Source organism: Acidisarcina sp. (genome assembly GCA_035539175.1).
GTDB lineage: Bacteria > Acidobacteriota > Terriglobia > Terriglobales > Acidobacteriaceae > JANXZS01.
In genome coordinates this window covers 891,557-910,546 of record DATLIY010000007.1, presented here as the reverse complement: position 1 = coordinate 910,546, position 18,990 = coordinate 891,557, and the positions used below count along the sequence as shown (strand labels likewise).

The following is an 18,990-nucleotide window of genomic DNA, read 5'->3' as shown; positions in this document are numbered from 1 at the left end:
CGGCCTTCTCCGCGAGGGAGACCGGCCAGAAGAAACCGTTACCGCGGCGATGAACCGCAGATGAGCAGCATGACAGAGACCACAGCAGCAACGAACGAAGAGCGGACGCGAGAGCTTACCGGCGAGATTGGCGAGGAACAACTCCTCGAAGTCTCGATGGGGCCGCACCATCCCTCCACGCACGGTGTCTTCCGCATGGACGTGGTGCTCGACGGCGAGCGTGTCGTCAAGCTCAAGCCGGTTTTCGGTTACCTGCATCGGAACCATGAGAAGCTTGGCGAAGGCCAGAGCTATCTGGCATCCATGCCGTATACCGACCGCCTGGACTACATCTGTTCGCTGACCAATAACTGGGCATACGCGCTCTCTGTCGAAACGCTGGCTGGATTCGAAGTTCCCGAGCGCGCCCAGTATCTGCGGGTCATTACCGCCGAGCTAACCCGCCTGCAGAATCATGCCGGCGTGATCGGTTTCCTTGTGCAGGATCTGGGAGCCAGCGGCACTCCCTTGATGTATGCCTTCCGCGAGCGCGAAAAAATCCTCGATCTCTTCGAGTCGCTGACCGGCTCCCGCATGATGTGCAACTACATGCGCTTTGGTGGATGCCGGGTGGATTTGCCTCCTGGCTGGCTCGACGCCGCGAAGAAGGTCGTCGATGCCTTTCCGCGCTTCCTCGATGAGTTTGAGAATCTGCTCGGGACGAATGAAATTTTGATGGCCCGCACCCAGGGCGTCGGAGTGCTCTCGCGCGAACTGGCCATCAATGCTGGAATCACCGGGCCCCTGTTGCGCGCCTGTGGCATCAACTACGACATCCGCAAAGTGGACAAGTATGGCATCTACGACCGCTTCGACTTCCGGGTGCCTCTGGCCGAAAACGGCGATGTCTACGACCGCTACATGATCCGTATTCTCGAGATGCGCGAGTCGATCAAGATCCTCGAACAGGCCATGCGAGATATTCCGCCAGGCCCCATCATGGATCCCAAGGCGAAGCTCCGAGGCTTCCGCCCCAAGGCAGGGGAGGCTTACGGCCGCATTGAAGCTCCCAAGGGCGAACTCGGCTTTTATCTGATCAGCGATGGTACGGGAAATCCATATCGCTACCGCGTGCGGGCTCCCAGCTTTGTCAACCTTACGGTGCTTGAAGATATGTGCATCGGCAACTACATCGCGGACACCATTGCCATTCTCGGCAGCATCGATATCGTGCTGGGCGAAGTGGATCGATAAGAAGTCAATCTTCAGGAGAAGTTATGCTGGGCGAAGGAATTGTAAAAGGGCTGGCGGAGACGGCGAGAAACTTCTTCGGCAGCTACGTCAGCAAGGAGCGGCTGACTACCGTTCAGTATCCTGAAGAGCGCCTGCCTCTGCCGGAAGCCGCGCGTGATTATCCATTCCTTGTGTATGACGGAGACGACTGGCAGGCCGGGCTGCGTTGCGTCGCCTGCCAGATCTGCGAAAAAGAGTGCCCACCGAAGTGCATCTACATCGAGAAGAGCAAGGACAAGAAGCCCGATGCCCTGGGTAAGCTGCAGTTCTATCCCGCTCGCTTCGATATCGACGTCTCTGTCTGCATGAGCTGTCAGATCTGCGTCGAGGTCTGCCCCTTCGAAGCCATTAAGATGGATAACGTATACGAGCTCAGCACCGATGACCGCTTCGGCGGCCTTTTGTGGCATAAAGACAGGCTCGCCAAGCCGGATGCGCATTACCACGCGATTCATCCGTCCGAAGCCGCGGTGACGGACCAGGTGCTCGCCGAGGAGAAGGCCAAGGCCGAGGCGAAGGCCAAAGCGGCGGCTGCCAAGGTGGCCAATCCCGTGCCAGCAGCTCCCGTGGAGGCGGCAAACGAGAAGTAACCGGGCTGCGGGAACAGTAGTCAGTTGCGGGCGATACAGGTTAGTATGAGCATCGCCACCCCGCGGCAGTACAGAATCGACGAGCGCTTTACTGCCCGTCAGAAAATAGATGTGTTCGACTTGCAGGGATTGATGGACTGGAACGATGACTGAGACGATCGATCAGATTTTTGTGATTCTGAAGCACTGGCTGGTGGGATACGTGCCCGCCGCTGCGCAACCTGTTGTTGCCGGATTGATCTCCGTTGTCCCCATCATTCTTTTCTTTCCGCTGCTCTTCGCTCTCATCACCGTCCTCGAACGCAAGGGACTGGGGCGTATTCAGAATCGCTACGGCCCTAACCGCGTCGGCCCCTTCGGCATCCTTCAGCCCATTGCCGATGGCGTCAAGACGCTGACCAAAGAAAACATCATTCCTCGCTCCGCCGATAAGCTGGTTCACCTGCTCGCGCCGTTGCTGCTGGTCGTGGCTACCTTCCTTGGCTTTGCCGTGATCCCCGTGGGACGCAACATGGTGGCCACCGATATGGATGCTGCGGTGCTGTACTTCTTTGCTGCCGGATCAATTACCGAGCTGGCGGTCTTCATGGCAGGCTGGTCCAGCCGCAACAAGTACTCTCTGCTGGGAGCCATGCGCGCCATCGCGCAGATGATCAGCTATGAAGTGCCGCTGATTCTCTCCGCCGTCACCGTGATCATGATCGCCGGCACGCTCTCCACTGTCTCCATCGTCGAGTTGCAGTCGGGGTACACCGGCATTTTTCCGCACTGGTATGTATTCACCCCTTGGGGATTCGCCGGCTTTATCCTCTTTATGATCGCTGCGACTGCAGAATCGAATCGCTCTCCTTTCGATTTACCTGAAGGCGAGTCGGAGCTGATCGCTGGCTACTACACGGAGTACTCGGGCTTTAAATTCGCGCTCTTTTTTCTCGCGGAGTATATCGGGATGATGTCCATCAGCGGTATGGCCATCACCCTGTTCCTCGGCGGATGGGCGGCGCCCTTCTCTTTTCTTACATGGATTCCGTCGTATCTCTGGTTCTTTGGGAAGCTCTTCTTCCTGATCGCTGGATTTATCTGGATCCGGGGTACCATGCCGAGGCTTCGCATGGATCAGTTGATGAATTTCGCATGGAAGTTCATGCTGCCGATGGCACTCATCAATCTGGTTACCGCTGGCGTCTGGCGCTTCTTGTCTCCGGGAGTTCTCCGGTGGCTCATCTGCAGCGTTATGGTGGTCGCCCCTTACATATTGCTGGGGCGCGGACTGGTGCCGGGAAAGAAACTGGAGAAGCGGGCATATCGTTTTGCCGAGTAAACGGGAGCAAGCAAATGCCGTGCTTCCGCCTACCGGAGAAATTTCGTGATGAGGGTCACATCATATTTCTGCTTGACTATGAGAAGTTCATTTTGACAACCCTGCAGGGGCAACACATTAACCGTAGCGGGTACGGCTACACGATAGAATCCTGGGAAAGATGACACTGCCGTTCGCCATCATTGCTGCGCTGACGATTGCCGGAGCCGTGGCAGCAATGAGCCTTCGTAATCTAGTGCACTGCGTCCTTGCGCTTACCCTGGCGTTTGCCGGGCTCGCCGGAATGTTCCTACTCCTTGGTGCGCAGTTTGTCGGATTCGCCCAGGTCCTGGTTTACATCGGCTCGGTCGCAATTCTCACCGTCTTTGCCATCCTGCTCACGCGTGGTGCGGAACCGGATGCTTTTCCCCAACTTCGATCGGCGTGGCTGCCCAACATGGTGATCGTTGCCGCAGTCTTTGGCGTGCTGGTATGGGCCGTGCATGCGAGTCCATTGTCGCGGAGCGCACTACCGCCCCAGCCCCAGGTGAGCGTCAAGCAGATTGGCTTCGCTCTGATGGATAGATTCGTGCTGCCGCTCGAGGTGATCGGCCTCCTGCTGACGGCCGCGCTGATCGGAGCAGTCATTATCGCCATGCATGAAAAGCAGGCCAGCAAATGACGTTATCCGGATACCTTATCGTTGCGTCCCTCCTCTTCGCCGTCGGATTTGCCGGCGCATTGACCCGCCGCAACTCGATTCTTGTCCTGATCGGTATTGAGCTTATGCTCAACGCCGCGAACCTTAACTTCATCGCCTTCTGGCGCTATGGCCCCCATCCTGAAGCTTTGACCGGCATTCTGTTTGCGGTCTTCTCCATCGGGGTCGCGGCGGCGGAGGCGGCGGTTGGACTGGCCATGATCATTGCCATCTACCGTCATTACAGAACCACCAACCTTGACTACATCGACTCCATGAAGGGATGAGGAGCCGGGCAAATTGATTCGGGAAGATCCTCGTGTTCTTCCTTGTCGCAGAGAAAGATGGATCTACTGAGTTTTTGAGGCAACATGAACTGGATAGTGCAAAACCTGTGGCTGATTCCCGTTCTGCCGCTGCTGGCAGCCGGACTCAGCTCCGTAGCCCGCCAGCGGAACCGTGTCTTTGCCGCCTCGCTGGCCATTGGGTCGATGGTTTTGTCCTTCCTCCTCTCCCTCGCTGCGATTGTCCATGTGTACGGTCTTACAGGTAGCGGAACCCCAGCGCGAGAGGTCTTCAACTTCCGCTGGTTCCAGTTTGGCAGCGAATGGCTCAGCCTGGGATGGGTACTGGATCCACTTACCGCCATTATGCTGGTGATGGTCACCTTCGTCGGCACGCTGATCTTTATCTACAGCGTTGGCTATATGGCCCACGACGAAAATTTCACCCGCTTCTTCTGTTTCCTGTCGCTATTCGCAGCCGCGATGCTGGGCGTGGTCATCGCCAACAGCCTGCTGCTGCTCTTCATGTGCTGGGAGCTGGTCGGCCTGACCTCCTATCTGCTCATCGGCTTCTGGTATCACCGACCGAGTGCTGCAGCAGCAGCGAAGAAAGCCTTCATCACCACCCGCATCGGCGATCTGCCTTTTCTGCTCGGCATCGTCTGGCTCTATGCCCAGACCGGCACACTGCTCTTTTATAACGGCGGCGCCGGAGCCATCGAGCACTCGGCACTGACCGCGATGGTTGCGCAAATCACCAGCAGTGGCATGGCCGTGTCTACCGCCATCGCTCTGCTGATCTTCTGCGGGGCGGTTGGTAAATCCGGCCAGGTTCCGCTGCATGTGTGGCTCCCCGATGCCATGGAAGGTCCTACCCCGGTCAGCGCGCTCATCCACGCGGCAACCATGGTGGCGGCTGGCGTCTTTCTCGTAGCCCGCGTCTATCCTCTGATGTCTGCCTCGCCGGCGCTGCTTGCCCCGGGTGCGATTGAGACTGCAATTACCGCGACTACGGCGCTCAAGGTCGTTACCTGGATCGGTGCCATCACCGCAGTGTTTGCGGCCAGCATCGCAGTTGCGCAGAACGACATCAAGCGCATCCTTGCCTACTCCACCGTCTCCCAGCTTGGCTACATGATGCTGGGATTGGGAGTGGGAGGTGTCGCGGTTGGATTCTTCCATCTAATTACGCACGCGTTCTTCAAATCGCTTCTCTTTATGGGCGCCGGATCGGTGATCCACGGTTGCCATGAGGAGCAGGACATTCGCCGCATGGGCGGTCTGCGCAAATGGATGCCGGTTACCTTCGCAGCCTACTCCGTCGGCATGCTCGCGCTTTGCGGCTTTCCGCTGTTTTTCTCCGGCTTCTGGAGCAAGGATGAGATTCTCCACTCCGCGCACCTGTGGACCGTCTCCCGTATGCCTTTTTATCTCGGTGTCATCGGAGCGTTCTTGACAGCCTTCTACATGACCCGGCAGATGTTCTACGTCTTCTTCGGTAAGTCGCGCCTCGCATCGGCCGACCAGCACGAGACGCCCCACGAGAGCCCATCGGTCATGACGACGCCGCTGGTCATCCTGGCCACGTGCTCGGTACTGCTCGGCTTCGTTGGCACGCCGGCATGGAACGCCTTCCACGCCTTTCTGCAGGGGGAGCGCATTGGCGTCGATTTCTCACGTTTTGGCGAGAATGGAATCCTGCCCGTCATGCTCTCTTCCTCGCTCGTCGTCTTCCTCGGCCTGACACTCGGATGGTGGTTCTATGGGCGGAAACCGGTTCCGGCGGCGGATCAGCCCGATGCTCTCGACGCAATCCAGCCGCAACTCTTTCGTGTGTTGGCCAATAAGTTCTACGTCGATGAACTCTACGAGGCCACCTTCATTCGCTTCAACGCCTGGGCGGCTCGTGCCAGCGATTGGCTTGACCGTTGGGTATGGGGCGGAGGCGTGCAGCTTGTTTCCCGCAGTGTCCTCGCACTCTCCTGGTTTAATCGCCTTCTGGATACCAACGTGGTCAACTCGGGATTTGATGCGGGTTGCCAAGGCGCTGCTCGTGGTGCGCGGATTCTCTCCCACTTGCAGAACGGCCGCGTACAAAACTATCTGCGCATGATCGGAGTGGCACTCGTCTTTTTTGTCCTGTTCCTGATCTGGGGAAGCAAAGGATGACGACCTTGCCGGTGCTCACAATTCTTACCCTCATGCCGGTCGTCGGCGCGCTGCTTATCCTCTTCATCGGACAGGCGTCGGACAGTGTCCGCACAGACCGCGTTGCCCGCGCCCTCGCAGTCGGCTTCAGCCTTGCCGCGTTGCTCTTCACGCTGGGGTTATGGCATGCCTTCCAGCCCGCTTCCAATGGGCTCCAGTTTCAGGAACAGCACGCCTGGATACCGTCGCTGAACATCCAGTACCACCTCGGCATCGATGGGCTGGGACTCCTGATGGTCCTTCTCTCGGCGATCGTTGTCCTCATAGGCATCGCAGCCTCGTGGCGTGTCACCGAGAGAGTGCCTCTCTACTTTTCTCTGGTGTTGCTGCTCCAGGCGGGACTCTTCGGTACCTTTACCGCCCTGAACTTTTTTCACTGGTTTCTCTTCTGGGAGCTCAGCCTTATTCCGGCCTTCTTCCTTATCCGGCTCTGGGGAGGACCGCAGCGCGCTTCTGCCGCTACACAGTTCTTTATCTACACCATGGTTGGCAGCGTAGCCTTGTTGCTTGCCTTCCTGGCGCTCTTTCTCGCGACCGGCAGCTTTGACTTCATCGATCTCGCGGCCATGGCGCGCGATGGACAGCTCCTTCCGGCTATCACCGCAAATCTGGGTGGGCACGGCATGGCGGGCAGCCGCGTTGCGCTGCTCCTCTTCTTTGCCGCACTGCTCGGCTTTGCCGTCAAAGTGCCGCTGATGCCGTTCCATACCTGGCTGCCCGCTGCTTACGCCGAAGCGCCAACGGGAACGACCATTCTGCTGACCGGAGCCATGTCCAAGATGGGCGTGTACGGATTCCTCCGCATTCTGCTGCCGATTTTTCCGCAGCAGATGTTGTGGATGCGCAAGCCGCTCCTCATCCTCGCCGTTGCCACCATCGTTTTTTCCGCCTGCGCTGCTTTCGCGCAGAAGGATCTCAAGCGCATATTCGCCTACTCGTCCATCAATCACCTTGGCTATTGTCTGCTGGGCATCTTTGCCGTGGCCGGAGCCAGTGGGGACAGCGCCGCAATGCTGACGCAGAAGGCTGCAGCGATTGACGGCGTATTTCTGCAGATGTTCAACCACGGCCTTACCGCTTCGGTGCTCTTCTGGTTTGTTTCGCTGATTGAGAAGCGCAGCGGCGGAGTTCGCGGCCTCAATGATTTTGGTGGTCTGCGCAAGGTCGCTCCTGTCTTTTGCGGATTGATGGGGATCGCGCTCTTCTCTTCGCTCGGCCTGCCGGGTCTCAACGGATTCATTGGCGAGTTCCTGATCTTTAAGGGAGTTTTTCCGCTCACACCCTGGGCCGCGTCCCTTTCGCTCTTTGGGCTGCTGGTCACGGCAATTGTGCTTTTGACGATCCTGCAGCGCGTCTTTTCAGGTCCGTTGAACCCCCGCTGGTCGGGCTTTGCTGACCTTTCGGCGCAGGAGACGCTGGTGCTGGCGCCTGCTATCGCGCTGATGTTTCTCCTGGGTCTTTATCCCCAGGTCGTGCTTGGTGTCGTCAACGGGACCGCGCTGGCGATTGCCGCGCAACTGAGCTTTTAGCTGGTGGTTTTAGATGTTTTTAGCAACGTGTTTTAGCAAAAAAATATGTATGAGAACGGATCAAAGACGGTAGTCAACAGCAACAGCAGAGCGCTACGCCGTATAGCTGTCGTCGCATTCTAACTATGCTTGCCTGGACCATTTACGTTTCGTTTCTCGCCGCAGCCGTGCTCATGCTGCTGCCGAAGAATAGCGCTCGGCTTGCGCGCGTTATCGCGCTGCTGGCGGCGATGGCTGGTCTGTTCTTCGTCTTGAGAGCCTGGGCCACCCACCGCACCGGCGAACTGGTCACCGTCGTCCATCACGCTTGGATTCCATCGCTCGGTATCAGCTATCATCTCGCCGCCGATGGCATCAGCATGGTCCTGCTTCTCCTTACTGGCATCATGGCCATTGCCGGGATTCTCTTTTCCTGGAATATCGAGAATCGCACCCGCGAGTTTTTCGCCTTCTATCTGGCTCTTATTGGCGGCGTCTATGGCGTCTTTCTCAGCTTCGATCTCTTCCTGCTCTTTGTCTTTTACGAAATAGCGATTATTCCGAAGTACTTCCTGATTGCCATCTGGGGATCCACACGCAAGGAGTATGGAGCGATGAAGCTCGTGCTGTACTCCTTCATTGGCAGCTCCATGGTGCTCATCGGCATGATCGCCGCCTATGTAGTAGCTGGCTCCCGCACCACCAGCCTTGAGGAACTCGCGCGCTTTCCGTTCCCTGTTCATTTCCAGATGTGGGCCTTTCCGCTTGTCTTTGTGGGATTCGCGATTCTTGCTGGTCTGTGGCCCTTCCACACGTGGGCGCCCACCGGTCACGTTGCCGCTCCGACGGGAGCTTCGATGCTGCTGGCCGGAGTGGTGATGAAACTGGGTGCCTATGGCTGCCTGCGGGTGGCTATGATGCTCTTCCCCCTCGGTCTCGACCCCTGGGGCTTTCACTTCCTGGGTCTTGGTTCCTGGCGGGATGTCTTTGCCCTGCTCGCTGTGATCGGCATCGTCTATGGCGCTATGGTTGCCCTGGTGCAGGAGGACTTCAAGTTCGTCATTGGCTACTCCAGCGTCAGCCACATGGGGTTTGTCCTCCTCGGACTCATGACGCTTAACCGCATCGGACTTGATGGAGCCGTACTGCAGATGTTCTCCCACGGTGTAATCGCGGGCCTGCTCTTCGCTGTTGTAGGGCGCATGGTTTACGACCGCACCCACACCCGCGACCTTGCCGCGCTGGAGAAACTGCACCTCAGCAAAGTCATTCCATTCGCCGCGGTGACCTTCGTGCTTGCCAGTATGGCCTCGATTGGACTGCCCGGCTTTAGCGGATTCGTGGCGGAACTGCAGATTCTCATCGGCGCCTGGCGCACCTTTCCCGTTGCCGCACTCCTTGCCGGGGTGGGCCTCGCAGTCGGGTTCGCGTATACCTGGCGTGCCATGCAGAAAGCCTTCTTCGGCGCGGGATCCGTGGCTGGCCAGAGCAAACCTCCGGCTCCAGCCGAACACGCGCAGCTGCCTCCCATCACCCTGGCGGAACGCGCAGGTGCAATTCTCCTCTTAGGAGCCAGCGTAGCCGTGGGTCTTTATCCGCAGATACTTCTCAATCTGATCATCCCCGCTTTCAATTCGCCGTTGTTTGAAGGCTTGCGGAAAGGGAGCTGGCAATGACCGGACTTAGTTACAGGGAACTGCTGCTGCTCGCCTTACCGCAGACCATTCTTGTCGTGGCGGGCCTGATCGCGCTCGCGCTCGATCTGACTCTCTTCCGCAAGTCAGCCAGCCGTGTGCGCTTCTCTGCGGGAGCCATCGTCACGTTTGCCGGGGCGCTTGCCGCCGGATGCTGGATTCATCTTGCGCAGGGCCAGACAATCCTCCAGGGCGGAATGTTGTTGTCGAATCCGCTGACGCAGCTAATTCAGATCGCACTTCTCGTGCTGGCTGTTCTTACCATCCTGCTTTCTGTCGATTCCGACTTTACCAGCCACATCGGCGAATATATCCTGCTCATTCTTCTGGCAACCGCAGGCATGATGTTTCTGGTCAGTACGCAGGATCTGCTGCTCATCTTTATTTCGCTGGAATTGCTGAGTCTGTGCCTCTATATCCTCACCGGCTTCAATAAACACAGCGTCCACTCCGCAGAGGCGGGGCTGAAGTATTTTCTTTTTGGGGGCATGTCGGCAGCCTTTCTGCTCTTCGGCTTCAGCCTCCTTTACGGACTCTCCGGGTCTACCAACCTGGTTCGTATTGCCGCCGCCACCCAGGGGCCTGCGATGGATCCTCTGCTGATGGTTGCCATCGTAATGACGGTGGTGGGCTTCGGATTCAAAGTAGCTGCCGTACCGTTCCATCTCTGGGCGCCTGACGCTTATGAGGGAGCTCCTGCTCCCGCGGCCGCCTTCATCGCTTCGGCTTCCAAAGTCGCCAGCTTCTTTATCTTTGCGCAGGTCATGATCCTGGGCTTTGCCGGTTCCGCTGGCAGCGCGGGATGGCATCTTCGCACGCCGGGATGGGCGCCGCTCATCGCGGTGGTTGCGGCCTTCTCGATGATTCTGGGGAACGTTGCCGCCCTTGCGCAGACAAGCGTAAAACGGCTGCTGGCGTATTCGGCGATTGCCCATGCTGGCTACATGCTTGTGGCCTTCGTTTCGCACAACCAGCAGAGCATCGCCGCGCTCCTCTACTACGTTCTTACCTATGCGCTGACTACGATCGGTGCCTTCGGAGTTGTCGCCGCAGTCGAGCGCCCGGCCGGGGGCGACAAGTTTTCAGATTTCGTCGGGCTTAGCAGGCGCGCACCTCTTCCATCGCTGTGCATGCTGGTCTTCCTGCTGTCGCTCGCGGGAATTCCCCCGCTGGCCGGTTTCTTCGGAAAATTCTTTCTCTTTAGCGCAGCCCTCGCCGGCACAACGTCGCTCTCTCTCCTTTGGCTGGTAGTCCTGGCCGTCGCGATGAGTGCCGTCTCGCTTTATTACTATCTGCAGGTGCTCAAGCGGATTTACGTCGAGCATCCTCCGGCAGATGCCGCACCTATCCAGGTCTCCGCATTCAGCCAGATCATCCTCTGTCTCATTGCAATTGGCGTTGTCGTCCTTGGCTGTGCGCCCAATCTACTGCTGCGTTTTCTGCAGAGTGCTGTCGCCGCCGTCGCTTCGTAAGCCGGTTGATCTTTATCCCGCGACAGGAATAAAGATCCGATCAGGCGAAATTGCAAGGCGGCTCACGACTCTGGAAGGCGCAATACGATCAGTGCTTACGGAAGGGCAGCCTGGCGATTATGCCGGAGCGTTCCTTGATCGTCAGCGTTTCATCTCCGCCAACATTCGTCAGCTTATCCACGGCGCCGCTTGGCCAGTGGACCTCAACCACATCCGCCTTGGTGGATTGGCCTAGTCCAAAGGTCAGCAGTAGCTCGCTGGAGGAGAGATAGCTTGATCCGCTGCGCAGCATCGACTTCTGCGCCAACTTTCCCGACTGCACGAATACGACGGAGCCTATGCCGTCACGATTGCTCTTTGTTCCCACCAGCTTGATGCGGAGGCCGTGATTGGTTGTCCCTGTGTTCCGGAAGAGAACAGCGGGCCCGCCATTCGTGGTTACTACCAGGTCTGGGCTGCCGTCGTTGTTGATATCACCATAAGCTGCGCCGCGCGCCACGCGAGGAGCAGCAAACGAGCTGCCCATTTCACTGGCCACATTGCGAAACTCGCCGTTGCCCAGATTGTGAAACAGATGAGCTGGCTCCGCATAGTGCACCGTTTTCTGCACCCGCTCGATGTCCGGATCGATGTGTCCATTGGCTACAAATGCATCCGGCCAGCCATCGAGATCATAGTCAAAGAAGAAGCACGCAAAGCCCAGCGTCAGCAGGGAAGTGCGCCCCATCTGTGATTGCGCCGCTACATCCACAAACAATCCGTTCTGCTCGTTGTGGTAGAGAGCCATCATCTGGTTGGAGAAATTTGAAATCAGTATGCTCGGATAACCGGAGTGGTCGTAGTCCACCGCATCAATTCCCATGCCGGCGCGAACCACGCCGTCTTCGCTGTATGCGATTCCCGCGGAAACAGCTTTCTCCGTAAAAGTTCCATTTCTATTGTTGATATAGAGCTTGTTCGGCTGCGTATCATTGCTGATGGCTAGATCGGGCCAGCCATCCTGGTTCGCATCCAGCACCGCAATTCCCAGGCTCTTCGAGGAGCTGTCTCCCAAGCCGGCACGCTGCGTCACTTCTTCAAATGTCCCATTTCCACGGTTATGCCATAGCCGCACTGAAGCTCCGCGATACGACTCCGGTGTGCAGTAGGACTTCGTTTTTCCGTCCAGGGTGCAATATAGATCTGCCTGAGGCGACCACTGCACATAGTTCGCGACTACCAGATCAAGGTGCCCGTCGCGATCGTAGTCAACCCAAGCCGCGGTTGTGCTGAATTCATTCGGTCCCCAGAGCCCCGCCTTCTTCGTCACATCGGTAAACGTTCCGTTTCCGTTGTTATGGAAGAGATGGTTTTGCCCCATCGAAGTCAGAAACAGATCGTCGAAGCCATCGTTATCGAAGTCCCCGACCGCGACACCCATGCCGAAGGTGCTGATTGCCAGTCCAGCCTTTTGGGTGACATCTGTAAACGTACCGTCATGGTTGTTGTGATAGAGCGCGGGCGTTGTTCCGTGCCCGGACTGCGCCGAGAAGCTGGTTCCGTTGACAAAGAAGATATCCTGCCAGCCATCGTTGTCATAGTCGAGAAAAGCCACACCAGACCCCATCGTTTCGGGGAGATACTTCTTTCCGGTTGCGCCGTTGTTATGTTTAAAGTGGATTCCCGCACTCCGGGTGATATCTTCGAAGCGCACCCGGTTCGACGCCGATTGCGCCAGTGCGGCATGGCCCGCGATACAAGTCCCGATATATGTTCCGTTCAATACCAGCATCAGGGCAAGGTGCAGACGATTCAGCTTCCTTCGATTCAATTCTCACTCCTATATGCAATTGCAGCGGAAGGCATCCCGGCATGTCGAGCGCCACTATGAAGCGCGAATTGATTCGTGGCCGCACCTTGCTTCGTACGTACCGCTACAGTTGAGCGCAACGGAAGTGAGATTGAAGCATGCTCGTGAACGGGTTGGCGCTCCAGGTTATCCTCTGGATGCTTCTCCCGGTATGGCCCAGTCAGCGTCTGGGACATTTCATCCGCCTTAAACCGCATATAGCGTGCCTGGAACTCGGCGGAGCGAGCGGCATCTCCCATACCCGTATAGCACAGCATCAGGTTGTAGTTTGCTTCCAGATCTTCCGGATCGACCTCAAGTGCTTTATTGAATTCATCGCGTGCAGCTGCGTAGTTATGCTTCAAAAACAGCACTCGGCCTAGATCGTCCCGCACAACGCGATCTTTCGGATATTGTTCCACTGCGGTCCGCAGGTGCGAGATAGAACCGTCGTAATCGCCAACCTGCCGGAGCACTCGAGCATAGAAATAGTTTGTGCGCGCCAATGATGGAGCTATCTTCAAAGCCTTCTCCAGCACTTCGCGAGCGCCGGGGATATTCCCCTCCTGCAGTCGCACCCGGCCAATGTTTACCCACCCATCCGGATTCTGGCTGTCGATCTCGGTGACCTTCTGGAAGGCGGCCTCTGCTCCCCTCAGATCTCCTTGCAGCAGCAGGCCGATGCCATAGTCGTTCCATCGTTGCCAATCCTCGGGAAGCAGGGAGGGCCGCAGCTGCGGCCGCGGTGCGTTGCTTGGGAGAATGGCAAGATCTACATTCGAAACAGCCATTGTTACGATAGGCAAGTCGGGGATCGCCTTCACTTCGCCGGAGACATTCTTGAGGTTCCCGGTAAAGCTGATCTCGCGGTCGTCGTACTCCCTGGTTACATCATTTGGATGCTTGCTGTGTGAAACTCCGGCGAAGGAAAACTGCGTGTTGAACCATGAAAATTTGCGATAGTTCAACTTGGCCTGCAGATGGATATGGCCGCGCGCATCCTTGGGGATATGTAACCGGAAATGTGCTGTATCCGCTGCTCCCGGCGGAATCAGGTGCACATAGACGGTTGCCCGGGTAGCCCATGCATTGCGCTTATTGATGGGATTTCCATGTGCGTCGATCTGCAGCGACTTGTAAAAGTGAGCGCCCTTCTCCACTGGACCATGGCCATCGTCTTCCACCATCCCGCTCCAGAAGATAACGCGGCCCGCGTCATCGGTAGCCTTCAGCTCCAGCCAGCAATCGAAAGCGTCAATCGTGCCACCGGGGAAGAAGTGTCCCACGCCAACCGTACGCACGACCACATCGACGCGCTCCGTGTCTCCTGCACGTACCGAAGCATCGACGCGGTTTAGCGGCGCAGAGATCGGTGCGCTTGCAGCCGTTGCTACCTGCGCCGCCGGGATCTGCGCCTCTGCCTCTTCACCAACTGCAAATGTTGTCTGGATCTGGCGCGACGCTCCCGTTGCCGTTGCCGCTGTTTCAGCTTTCTCCTGGCTCGTCTCCGGCGAGATGGCGAAGATATCGACTCGCACCTTGCCTGCCTTGAGAAATTGCTCGGTCGCAGCCAACTGTGTCCAGTCCTTGTTCACGAACGGCAGGGCGGTATTGGCGGCGATAAAACGATGCGAGTGCACCAGTCCGTTGAGGTTTCCTGCATCCTTCGACGCCACCTGCGGCATGTGGCAGTCCGCGCAATCCATAGGCTTAGGCGGATAGTAGAACGAGCGTGCGCCCATACCGGATACGCCGCTAGCCTGCCAGTTATCGTAGTCGTTAAAGCCGCGAATCCAGCGATAGTTGTTGACCGGGACATCCAGGTGCACCTTGTGGCATGCTGAACAAAAGTTTGCCGTATCCGCGCTCATGAACGGTTTCTGAAATGTCCGTCGATGGGGCTCGGGATTTGTTTCGACCAGAAAATCTATTGCGCTGCGCACCAGCGGATTCTTGCTTGTGACCAACCGGTGCAGGGCGGGATACTCCAGAACAAAATCGCCATTGCCCATCGTGCTCTTTACTTTGCGAATCGAGTGGCACACCATGCAGCCCATGCCGGCCTGCGCTGGAGGAGTAAAGATGCGATCTGCAACCGGAGTGTTGAAGTTACCGGGAAAAAACATGGCAGCATCGTGGCAACCGGCACACCACTTGGAGGATTGCACGCCATTCACTTCCTGCATGTATTCAATGCTCTTGCGATACCACTGATTATTGAAGGAGGAGTAATGGTGTGCCGAACTCTCCCATTGGTTATAGATATCGGCATGGCAGCGCTTGCACGCTGAGGAGTCCATGAAGTAGTCCTCGGGCACGGTTTTTCCCGTCGAGGTCTCCGCGGAACTCGGAAAGTAGGGACTGGTTGCGCCGCTGCCTTCGTCCGCCATATTGGCCGGGGCCATCGTCGGGTTCTGGATTCTATATGCGCGTTGCCAGGGCACTGTGCGAAGCCACCATGCACCCGTGGCCAGTCCAGCAATCGTCACCAGGATCAGCGAGAAGCGCAGCAGGCTGGTCGCCTCGTTCCGTGCCAGCCACCCCTTGCGGCCGCTCCAGGCCCACGCCAGCACCACGATGGCGAACACGGAAAGGGCCTCGTGCGATGTCAGCAGCAGCCACTTATCGCGCCGGGCACCGGTGAAGAGCAGGACCGCTCCTATCAGGCCCGCCGCGAGAAGAAAGATCCAGCCCGCACGTTCCGGGGCGCTTACGTTGCGCAAAGAACGCCACAGCGCCGGAACTCCAAAGACCAGCAACGCAACACCCAGAACAATATGCAGGACGACAACCGCCTCGTAGACGAGCGAAGCTGCCGGGTACGCGTAAAGAAACAATGCGGTCGCCGCCAGGACGAGCGTCGCCGTTGTGAGGATTCGCCTCAATCGAGATCTCCATGGTGGGCCGGATGAACCGCACTCTTGGGGAAGGGAACTCCGGAACCAGCATCAGGATATTAATCACTCAGGGTAGGTTCTAGCATCCACCTTTCGATGGAGGCGTGCTCTAAGGAGCAGATCAAGTCGCGAACCCGCCTCTGAACCAGTCAGCCTTTAACCACCCGGCCTCTACCAGTCGGCCTCTAAAAGGTTGTGGGCTGACAGTCAGGATAGCCAGCCCACGCAGACAGCGTTCGCAATGCGCCTCTTTACATCAGCTCATCGATAAATTTCTGCGCAACCTCGGGGGCTATGCGAATCTCCTGATGCACCAGGGGACCGGCGTTCAGCACCGGCTCTGCTTCCTGCAACGATTGCAGGTCGGTGCGTTCGAAGAATCTTCCAATCGGGATCTCATCGCCCCACAGCAGCGATTTCTCCATCGCGCCTGACCAGTCGCTGGCATCGTACGACGCATCGTCCTCAAGCTTCTTGACGCGCGGACGAAACCACGGATACGTGTTGTCGTGGTTGTATGTCACGCAGGGGCTGAAGACGTCGAGGAAGGAGAACCCCTTGTGTTGGATGCCTTGCTTGATCAGCTCTGTCAGGTGCTTCTGCTCGCCGCTGAATCCGCGGGCGACAAATGTGGCTCCCGCCGATAGAGCCAGCGCCACCGGGTTCAGCGGCGCCTCGATATTGCCATAGGGCATGCTCTTGGTCTTCATCCCCTTGCGGCTTGTAGGCGAGGTCTGGCCCGTCGTCAACCCATAGATCTGGTTATCCATCACAATGTAGAGCACATCCAAATTGCGTCGCATGGTGTGGACGAAGTGCCCGCAGCCAATGCCGAATCCATCGCCGTCGCCGCCCGTAACCAGCACCGTCAGTTCGTGGTTGGCGAGCTTCACGCCGGTTGCGACCGGCAAAGAGCGCCCGTGGAGGGTATGCATGCCGTATGTATGAATGAACCCCGGAAGATTCGACGAACAGCCAATTCCGCTTACGACCACCACTTCATGGTTGGGAATCTGAAGATCGACCAGTGCCTTCTGAATCGCGGCGAGCACGCCAAAATCGCCGCATCCCGGGCACCAGTCCGGATCCACCCGGCCCTTCATGTCTGCCATCGTCAACTGCTTGGGAGCTACCACATCAGTCGCCATTTCAATCTCCTGGAGCGTTCTCACCGTCAATGTAAGAGTTGGAGCAGGTTGCCATAACCCTGACTTCAAACCATGACTTCATGGGTCGGAACGGAGAGCGTCGTCTTACCCGCAAGCTGTTCCTTTACCGCTTCCGCTATGTGGTGCGGCATGAACGGTTCGCCATCGTATTTGCGAATGTGTCCACTCGGCACAAAGCTCGTTTCGCTGCGCAAATATCGCGCAAACTGTCCGCTGTAGTTGTTCTCGACAAGAATCGTGTGCGGCGAGTCCTTCAGAACTTCCAGGATCGCCTCCCCGTGCAGCGGCACCAGCCAGCGAATCTGCAATTGGTTTGCGGTGATCCCTTCGGCCTGCAGAATCTCGCGAGCCTCCTCGATCACTCCCTGCGTCGATCCCCAGCCAATCAGCGTTACCTGCGCATTCTTCGGACCCTGCAGCGCAGGAGGCGGTACCATCGATTCGATCCCCTGCACCTTGCGCATGCGCTTTTCCATCATGGCGCGTCGCTTGGCCGCGTTTGTGTATTCATCGCTGATGAGGACGCCGTCTTCATCGTGCTCATCGCTCGACAGCGTATGGATGTACCCCGGAAGGCCTGGAATCGCCCGGGGCGAAACACCGCTCTCGGTGATCTTGTAGCGCTTGTAGCCGCCATCCTCCACCGGCGTTCCATTGGTCTTCGCGATCAACTCTCCGCGATCGATCGGCGGCTGGAAGTCCAGTACCTTGGGATCCACGCTCAGCCTGCCCTCCGAGAGCAACAGGTCGCATAGCACAATCGCGGGCACCTGGAAGCGATCTGCGACATTAAAGATCTCCGGTATCAGCGTGAAGCAGTCCGCAATGTCCAGCGGAGCCGCAATCACCCGCGGATAATCGCCAAAAGCTGCGCCCAGCATCTGCCAGAGGTCGCCCTGCTCTGTTTTGGTGGGAACGCCCGTCGACGGGCCGGCGCGCTGGCAGTCGATCACGACTACCGGAGTCTCCATCATGGCCGATAGTCCCAGCCCCTCGCTCATTAATGCAAAGCCGCCGCCAGAGGTTGCGCACATGGAGCGCAGCCCGGCATTCGACGCCCCAATCGCCATGTTGATGACGGCAATTTCATCTTCTGCCTGGCGCACCATGATTCCCGCGTCCCGCGCATGTGCCGCCATCCAGTGCAGAACCCCGGTTGCCGGAGACATCGGATAGGCGACGTAGAACTTTACCCCCGCCGCCGCGCCGCCCATCGCCATCGCCTGATTTCCGCTGAGCACCGCATAGCGGTTGTCCGTCATGGGGAGAGGGTGCGCAAAGGGGTGGAAGTTCTGTGTCGCGTAGTCGTATCCCGCGCGTGCCAGGCTGATGTTCTCCGTGATCACCGCTTCTTCTTTTTTCCTGAACTGCTCCCGCAGAACATCCTCCAACGCTTCAAAGCCGATGCCCACCATGCTCAATGCCGCGCCAATTGCCAGCGTGTTCTGGGCTACCTTGTTGCGGCTGATGTCCGCCAGCTTTGAGACCGGCAGAGGGCATAGCTGCACTCCATCTGCCGGAGTGCCGGGCTTGATTGCGTCTGCGTTGTAGAGGCATGCACCCCCGGCGGTCAGCAGTTCCAGGTGTCGATTCATCGTGTCCTGGTTCAACGGGATCAGCAGGTCTATCCGATCTCCCATATTGGTTACCGGGCCGTCGCCGGTGCGCAGCGTCAGAAATGTATGCCCTCCGCGAATGATCGACTGGTACGAGTTATATGCATTCACGTGCAGTCCACGGCGGCTGAAAATCTTGGCGAAGATATCGCCCGGCGTGGCTACACCCTGGCCGGCCGCGCCTCCAATCCCGATCGTAAACGTCTGCCCCATACATTCATCTCCCGGTCATTTCCTGCGTTTTGCACCTGTCCTGCTTACTGCGCGCAGGCATATCCCACATCGGCATTCGCTCAATCCTAAAGATGGTCCTGCCGTGATCGGCAGGCTCAAGGATCTGCCGGATCTGCTTCCATCCATGTTGCGAAGTCGCGTAACTAACCTTCTTTGAGCGCCTTGTTTGAGCGGAGACGAGCATACAACAAACCCCGGACCACAGGCACGCGATTTCG

At 57.8% G+C, this 18,990-nt stretch carries 13 protein-coding genes; 9 read left to right on the top strand and 4 right to left on the bottom strand.

Annotated features, from left to right (window positions below):
• Window positions 1–69: 69 nt before the first annotated feature.
• From VM554_06550 to VM554_06510, 9 genes are all read left to right on the top strand, one after another.
• On the top strand, window positions 70–1,233 hold the full coding sequence (locus VM554_06550; protein ID HVJ08024.1) for an NADH-quinone oxidoreductase subunit D: 1,164 nt from the start codon (window positions 70–72) through the stop codon (window positions 1,231–1,233).
• Between the two features lie 23 nt (window positions 1,234–1,256).
• Window positions 1,257–1,862 (top strand): 4Fe-4S dicluster domain-containing protein, encoded by a 606-nt coding sequence (locus VM554_06545; GenBank protein ID HVJ08023.1) that lies wholly within the window; start codon window positions 1,257–1,259, stop codon window positions 1,860–1,862.
• Between the two features lie 145 nt (window positions 1,863–2,007).
• Window positions 2,008–3,183 carry an NADH-quinone oxidoreductase subunit NuoH gene (nuoH, locus tag VM554_06540; GenBank protein ID HVJ08022.1) on the top strand — a complete coding sequence of 392 codons (1,176 nt, stop codon included), beginning with the start codon at window positions 2,008–2,010 and terminating at the stop codon, window positions 3,181–3,183.
• Window positions 3,184–3,343: 160 nt separating this feature from the next.
• Window positions 3,344–3,844 (top strand): NADH-quinone oxidoreductase subunit J, encoded by a 501-nt coding sequence (locus VM554_06535; protein ID HVJ08021.1) that lies wholly within the window; start codon window positions 3,344–3,346, stop codon window positions 3,842–3,844.
• Window positions 3,841–4,149, top strand: coding sequence for an NADH-quinone oxidoreductase subunit NuoK (gene nuoK / locus VM554_06530; GenBank protein HVJ08020.1), 309 nt, complete (start codon window positions 3,841–3,843; stop codon window positions 4,147–4,149). The genes VM554_06535 and nuoK overlap by 4 nt, the downstream gene beginning before the upstream one ends.
• A gap of 84 nt (window positions 4,150–4,233) precedes the next feature.
• A complete protein-coding gene (gene nuoL, locus VM554_06525) occupies window positions 4,234–6,315 on the top strand; it encodes an NADH-quinone oxidoreductase subunit L (GenBank protein ID HVJ08019.1) in 2,082 nt (693 codons plus the stop codon).
• On the top strand, window positions 6,312–7,883 hold the full coding sequence (locus VM554_06520) for an NADH-quinone oxidoreductase subunit M (GenBank protein HVJ08018.1): 1,572 nt from the start codon (window positions 6,312–6,314) through the stop codon (window positions 7,881–7,883). Before nuoL ends, VM554_06520 begins: the two co-directional genes overlap by 4 nt.
• Window positions 7,884–8,008: 125 nt before the next feature.
• The gene (locus VM554_06515) at window positions 8,009–9,538 is read left to right on the top strand and encodes an NADH-quinone oxidoreductase subunit M (GenBank protein HVJ08017.1); all 1,530 of its coding nucleotides are present in this window, start codon (window positions 8,009–8,011) and stop codon (window positions 9,536–9,538) included.
• Complete coding sequence (locus VM554_06510; protein HVJ08016.1) at window positions 9,535–11,028, top strand: NADH-quinone oxidoreductase subunit N; 1,494 nt, start codon at window positions 9,535–9,537, stop codon at window positions 11,026–11,028. Before VM554_06515 ends, VM554_06510 begins: the two co-directional genes overlap by 4 nt.
• A gap of 88 nt (window positions 11,029–11,116) precedes the next feature.
• On the opposite strand, the gene VM554_06505 is transcribed toward VM554_06510, so the two are convergent.
• The 4 genes from VM554_06505 to VM554_06490 all read right to left on the bottom strand — a co-directional run bounded on the left by VM554_06505 (window position 11,117) and on the right by VM554_06490 (window position 18,751).
• The gene (locus VM554_06505) at window positions 11,117–12,838 is read right to left on the bottom strand and encodes a CRTAC1 family protein (protein ID HVJ08015.1); all 1,722 of its coding nucleotides are present in this window, start codon (window positions 12,836–12,838) and stop codon (window positions 11,117–11,119) included.
• Entirely contained in the window at window positions 12,835–15,741 is a 2,907-nt protein-coding gene (locus VM554_06500; GenBank protein ID HVJ08014.1) for a tetratricopeptide repeat protein, read from the bottom strand. The genes VM554_06505 and VM554_06500 overlap by 4 nt, the downstream gene beginning before the upstream one ends.
• A 263-nt stretch (window positions 15,742–16,004) precedes the next feature.
• Window positions 16,005–16,901, bottom strand: coding sequence for a 2-oxoacid:ferredoxin oxidoreductase subunit beta (locus VM554_06495; GenBank protein HVJ08013.1), 897 nt, complete (start codon window positions 16,899–16,901; stop codon window positions 16,005–16,007).
• Between the two features lie 65 nt (window positions 16,902–16,966).
• Window positions 16,967–18,751 (bottom strand): 2-oxoacid:acceptor oxidoreductase subunit alpha, encoded by a 1,785-nt coding sequence (locus tag VM554_06490; GenBank protein HVJ08012.1) that lies wholly within the window; start codon window positions 18,749–18,751, stop codon window positions 16,967–16,969.
• Window positions 18,752–18,990: the final 239 nt, after the last annotated feature.

Excerpts from the sequence above, each read along its gene's own strand:
- VM554_06550 (HVJ08024.1), top strand. The coding sequence starts at position 70 with ATGACAGAGACCACAGCAGCAACGAACGAAGAGCGGACGCGAGAGCTT.
- VM554_06545 (HVJ08023.1), top strand. The coding sequence starts at position 1,257 with ATGCTGGGCGAAGGAATTGTAAAAGGGCTGGCGGAGACGGCGAGAAAC.
- nuoH (HVJ08022.1), top strand. The coding sequence starts at position 2,008 with ATGACTGAGACGATCGATCAGATTTTTGTGATTCTGAAGCACTGGCTG.
- VM554_06535 (HVJ08021.1), top strand. The coding sequence starts at position 3,344 with ATGACACTGCCGTTCGCCATCATTGCTGCGCTGACGATTGCCGGAGCC.
- nuoK (HVJ08020.1), top strand. The coding sequence starts at position 3,841 with ATGACGTTATCCGGATACCTTATCGTTGCGTCCCTCCTCTTCGCCGTC.
- nuoL (HVJ08019.1), top strand. The coding sequence starts at position 4,234 with ATGAACTGGATAGTGCAAAACCTGTGGCTGATTCCCGTTCTGCCGCTG.
- VM554_06520 (HVJ08018.1), top strand. The coding sequence starts at position 6,312 with ATGACGACCTTGCCGGTGCTCACAATTCTTACCCTCATGCCGGTCGTC.
- VM554_06515 (HVJ08017.1), top strand. The coding sequence starts at position 8,009 with ATGCTTGCCTGGACCATTTACGTTTCGTTTCTCGCCGCAGCCGTGCTC.
- VM554_06510 (HVJ08016.1), top strand. The coding sequence starts at position 9,535 with ATGACCGGACTTAGTTACAGGGAACTGCTGCTGCTCGCCTTACCGCAG.
- VM554_06495 (HVJ08013.1), bottom strand. The coding sequence starts at position 16,901 with ATGGCGACTGATGTGGTAGCTCCCAAGCAGTTGACGATGGCAGACATG.
- VM554_06490 (HVJ08012.1), bottom strand. The coding sequence starts at position 18,751 with ATGGGGCAGACGTTTACGATCGGGATTGGAGGCGCGGCCGGCCAGGGT.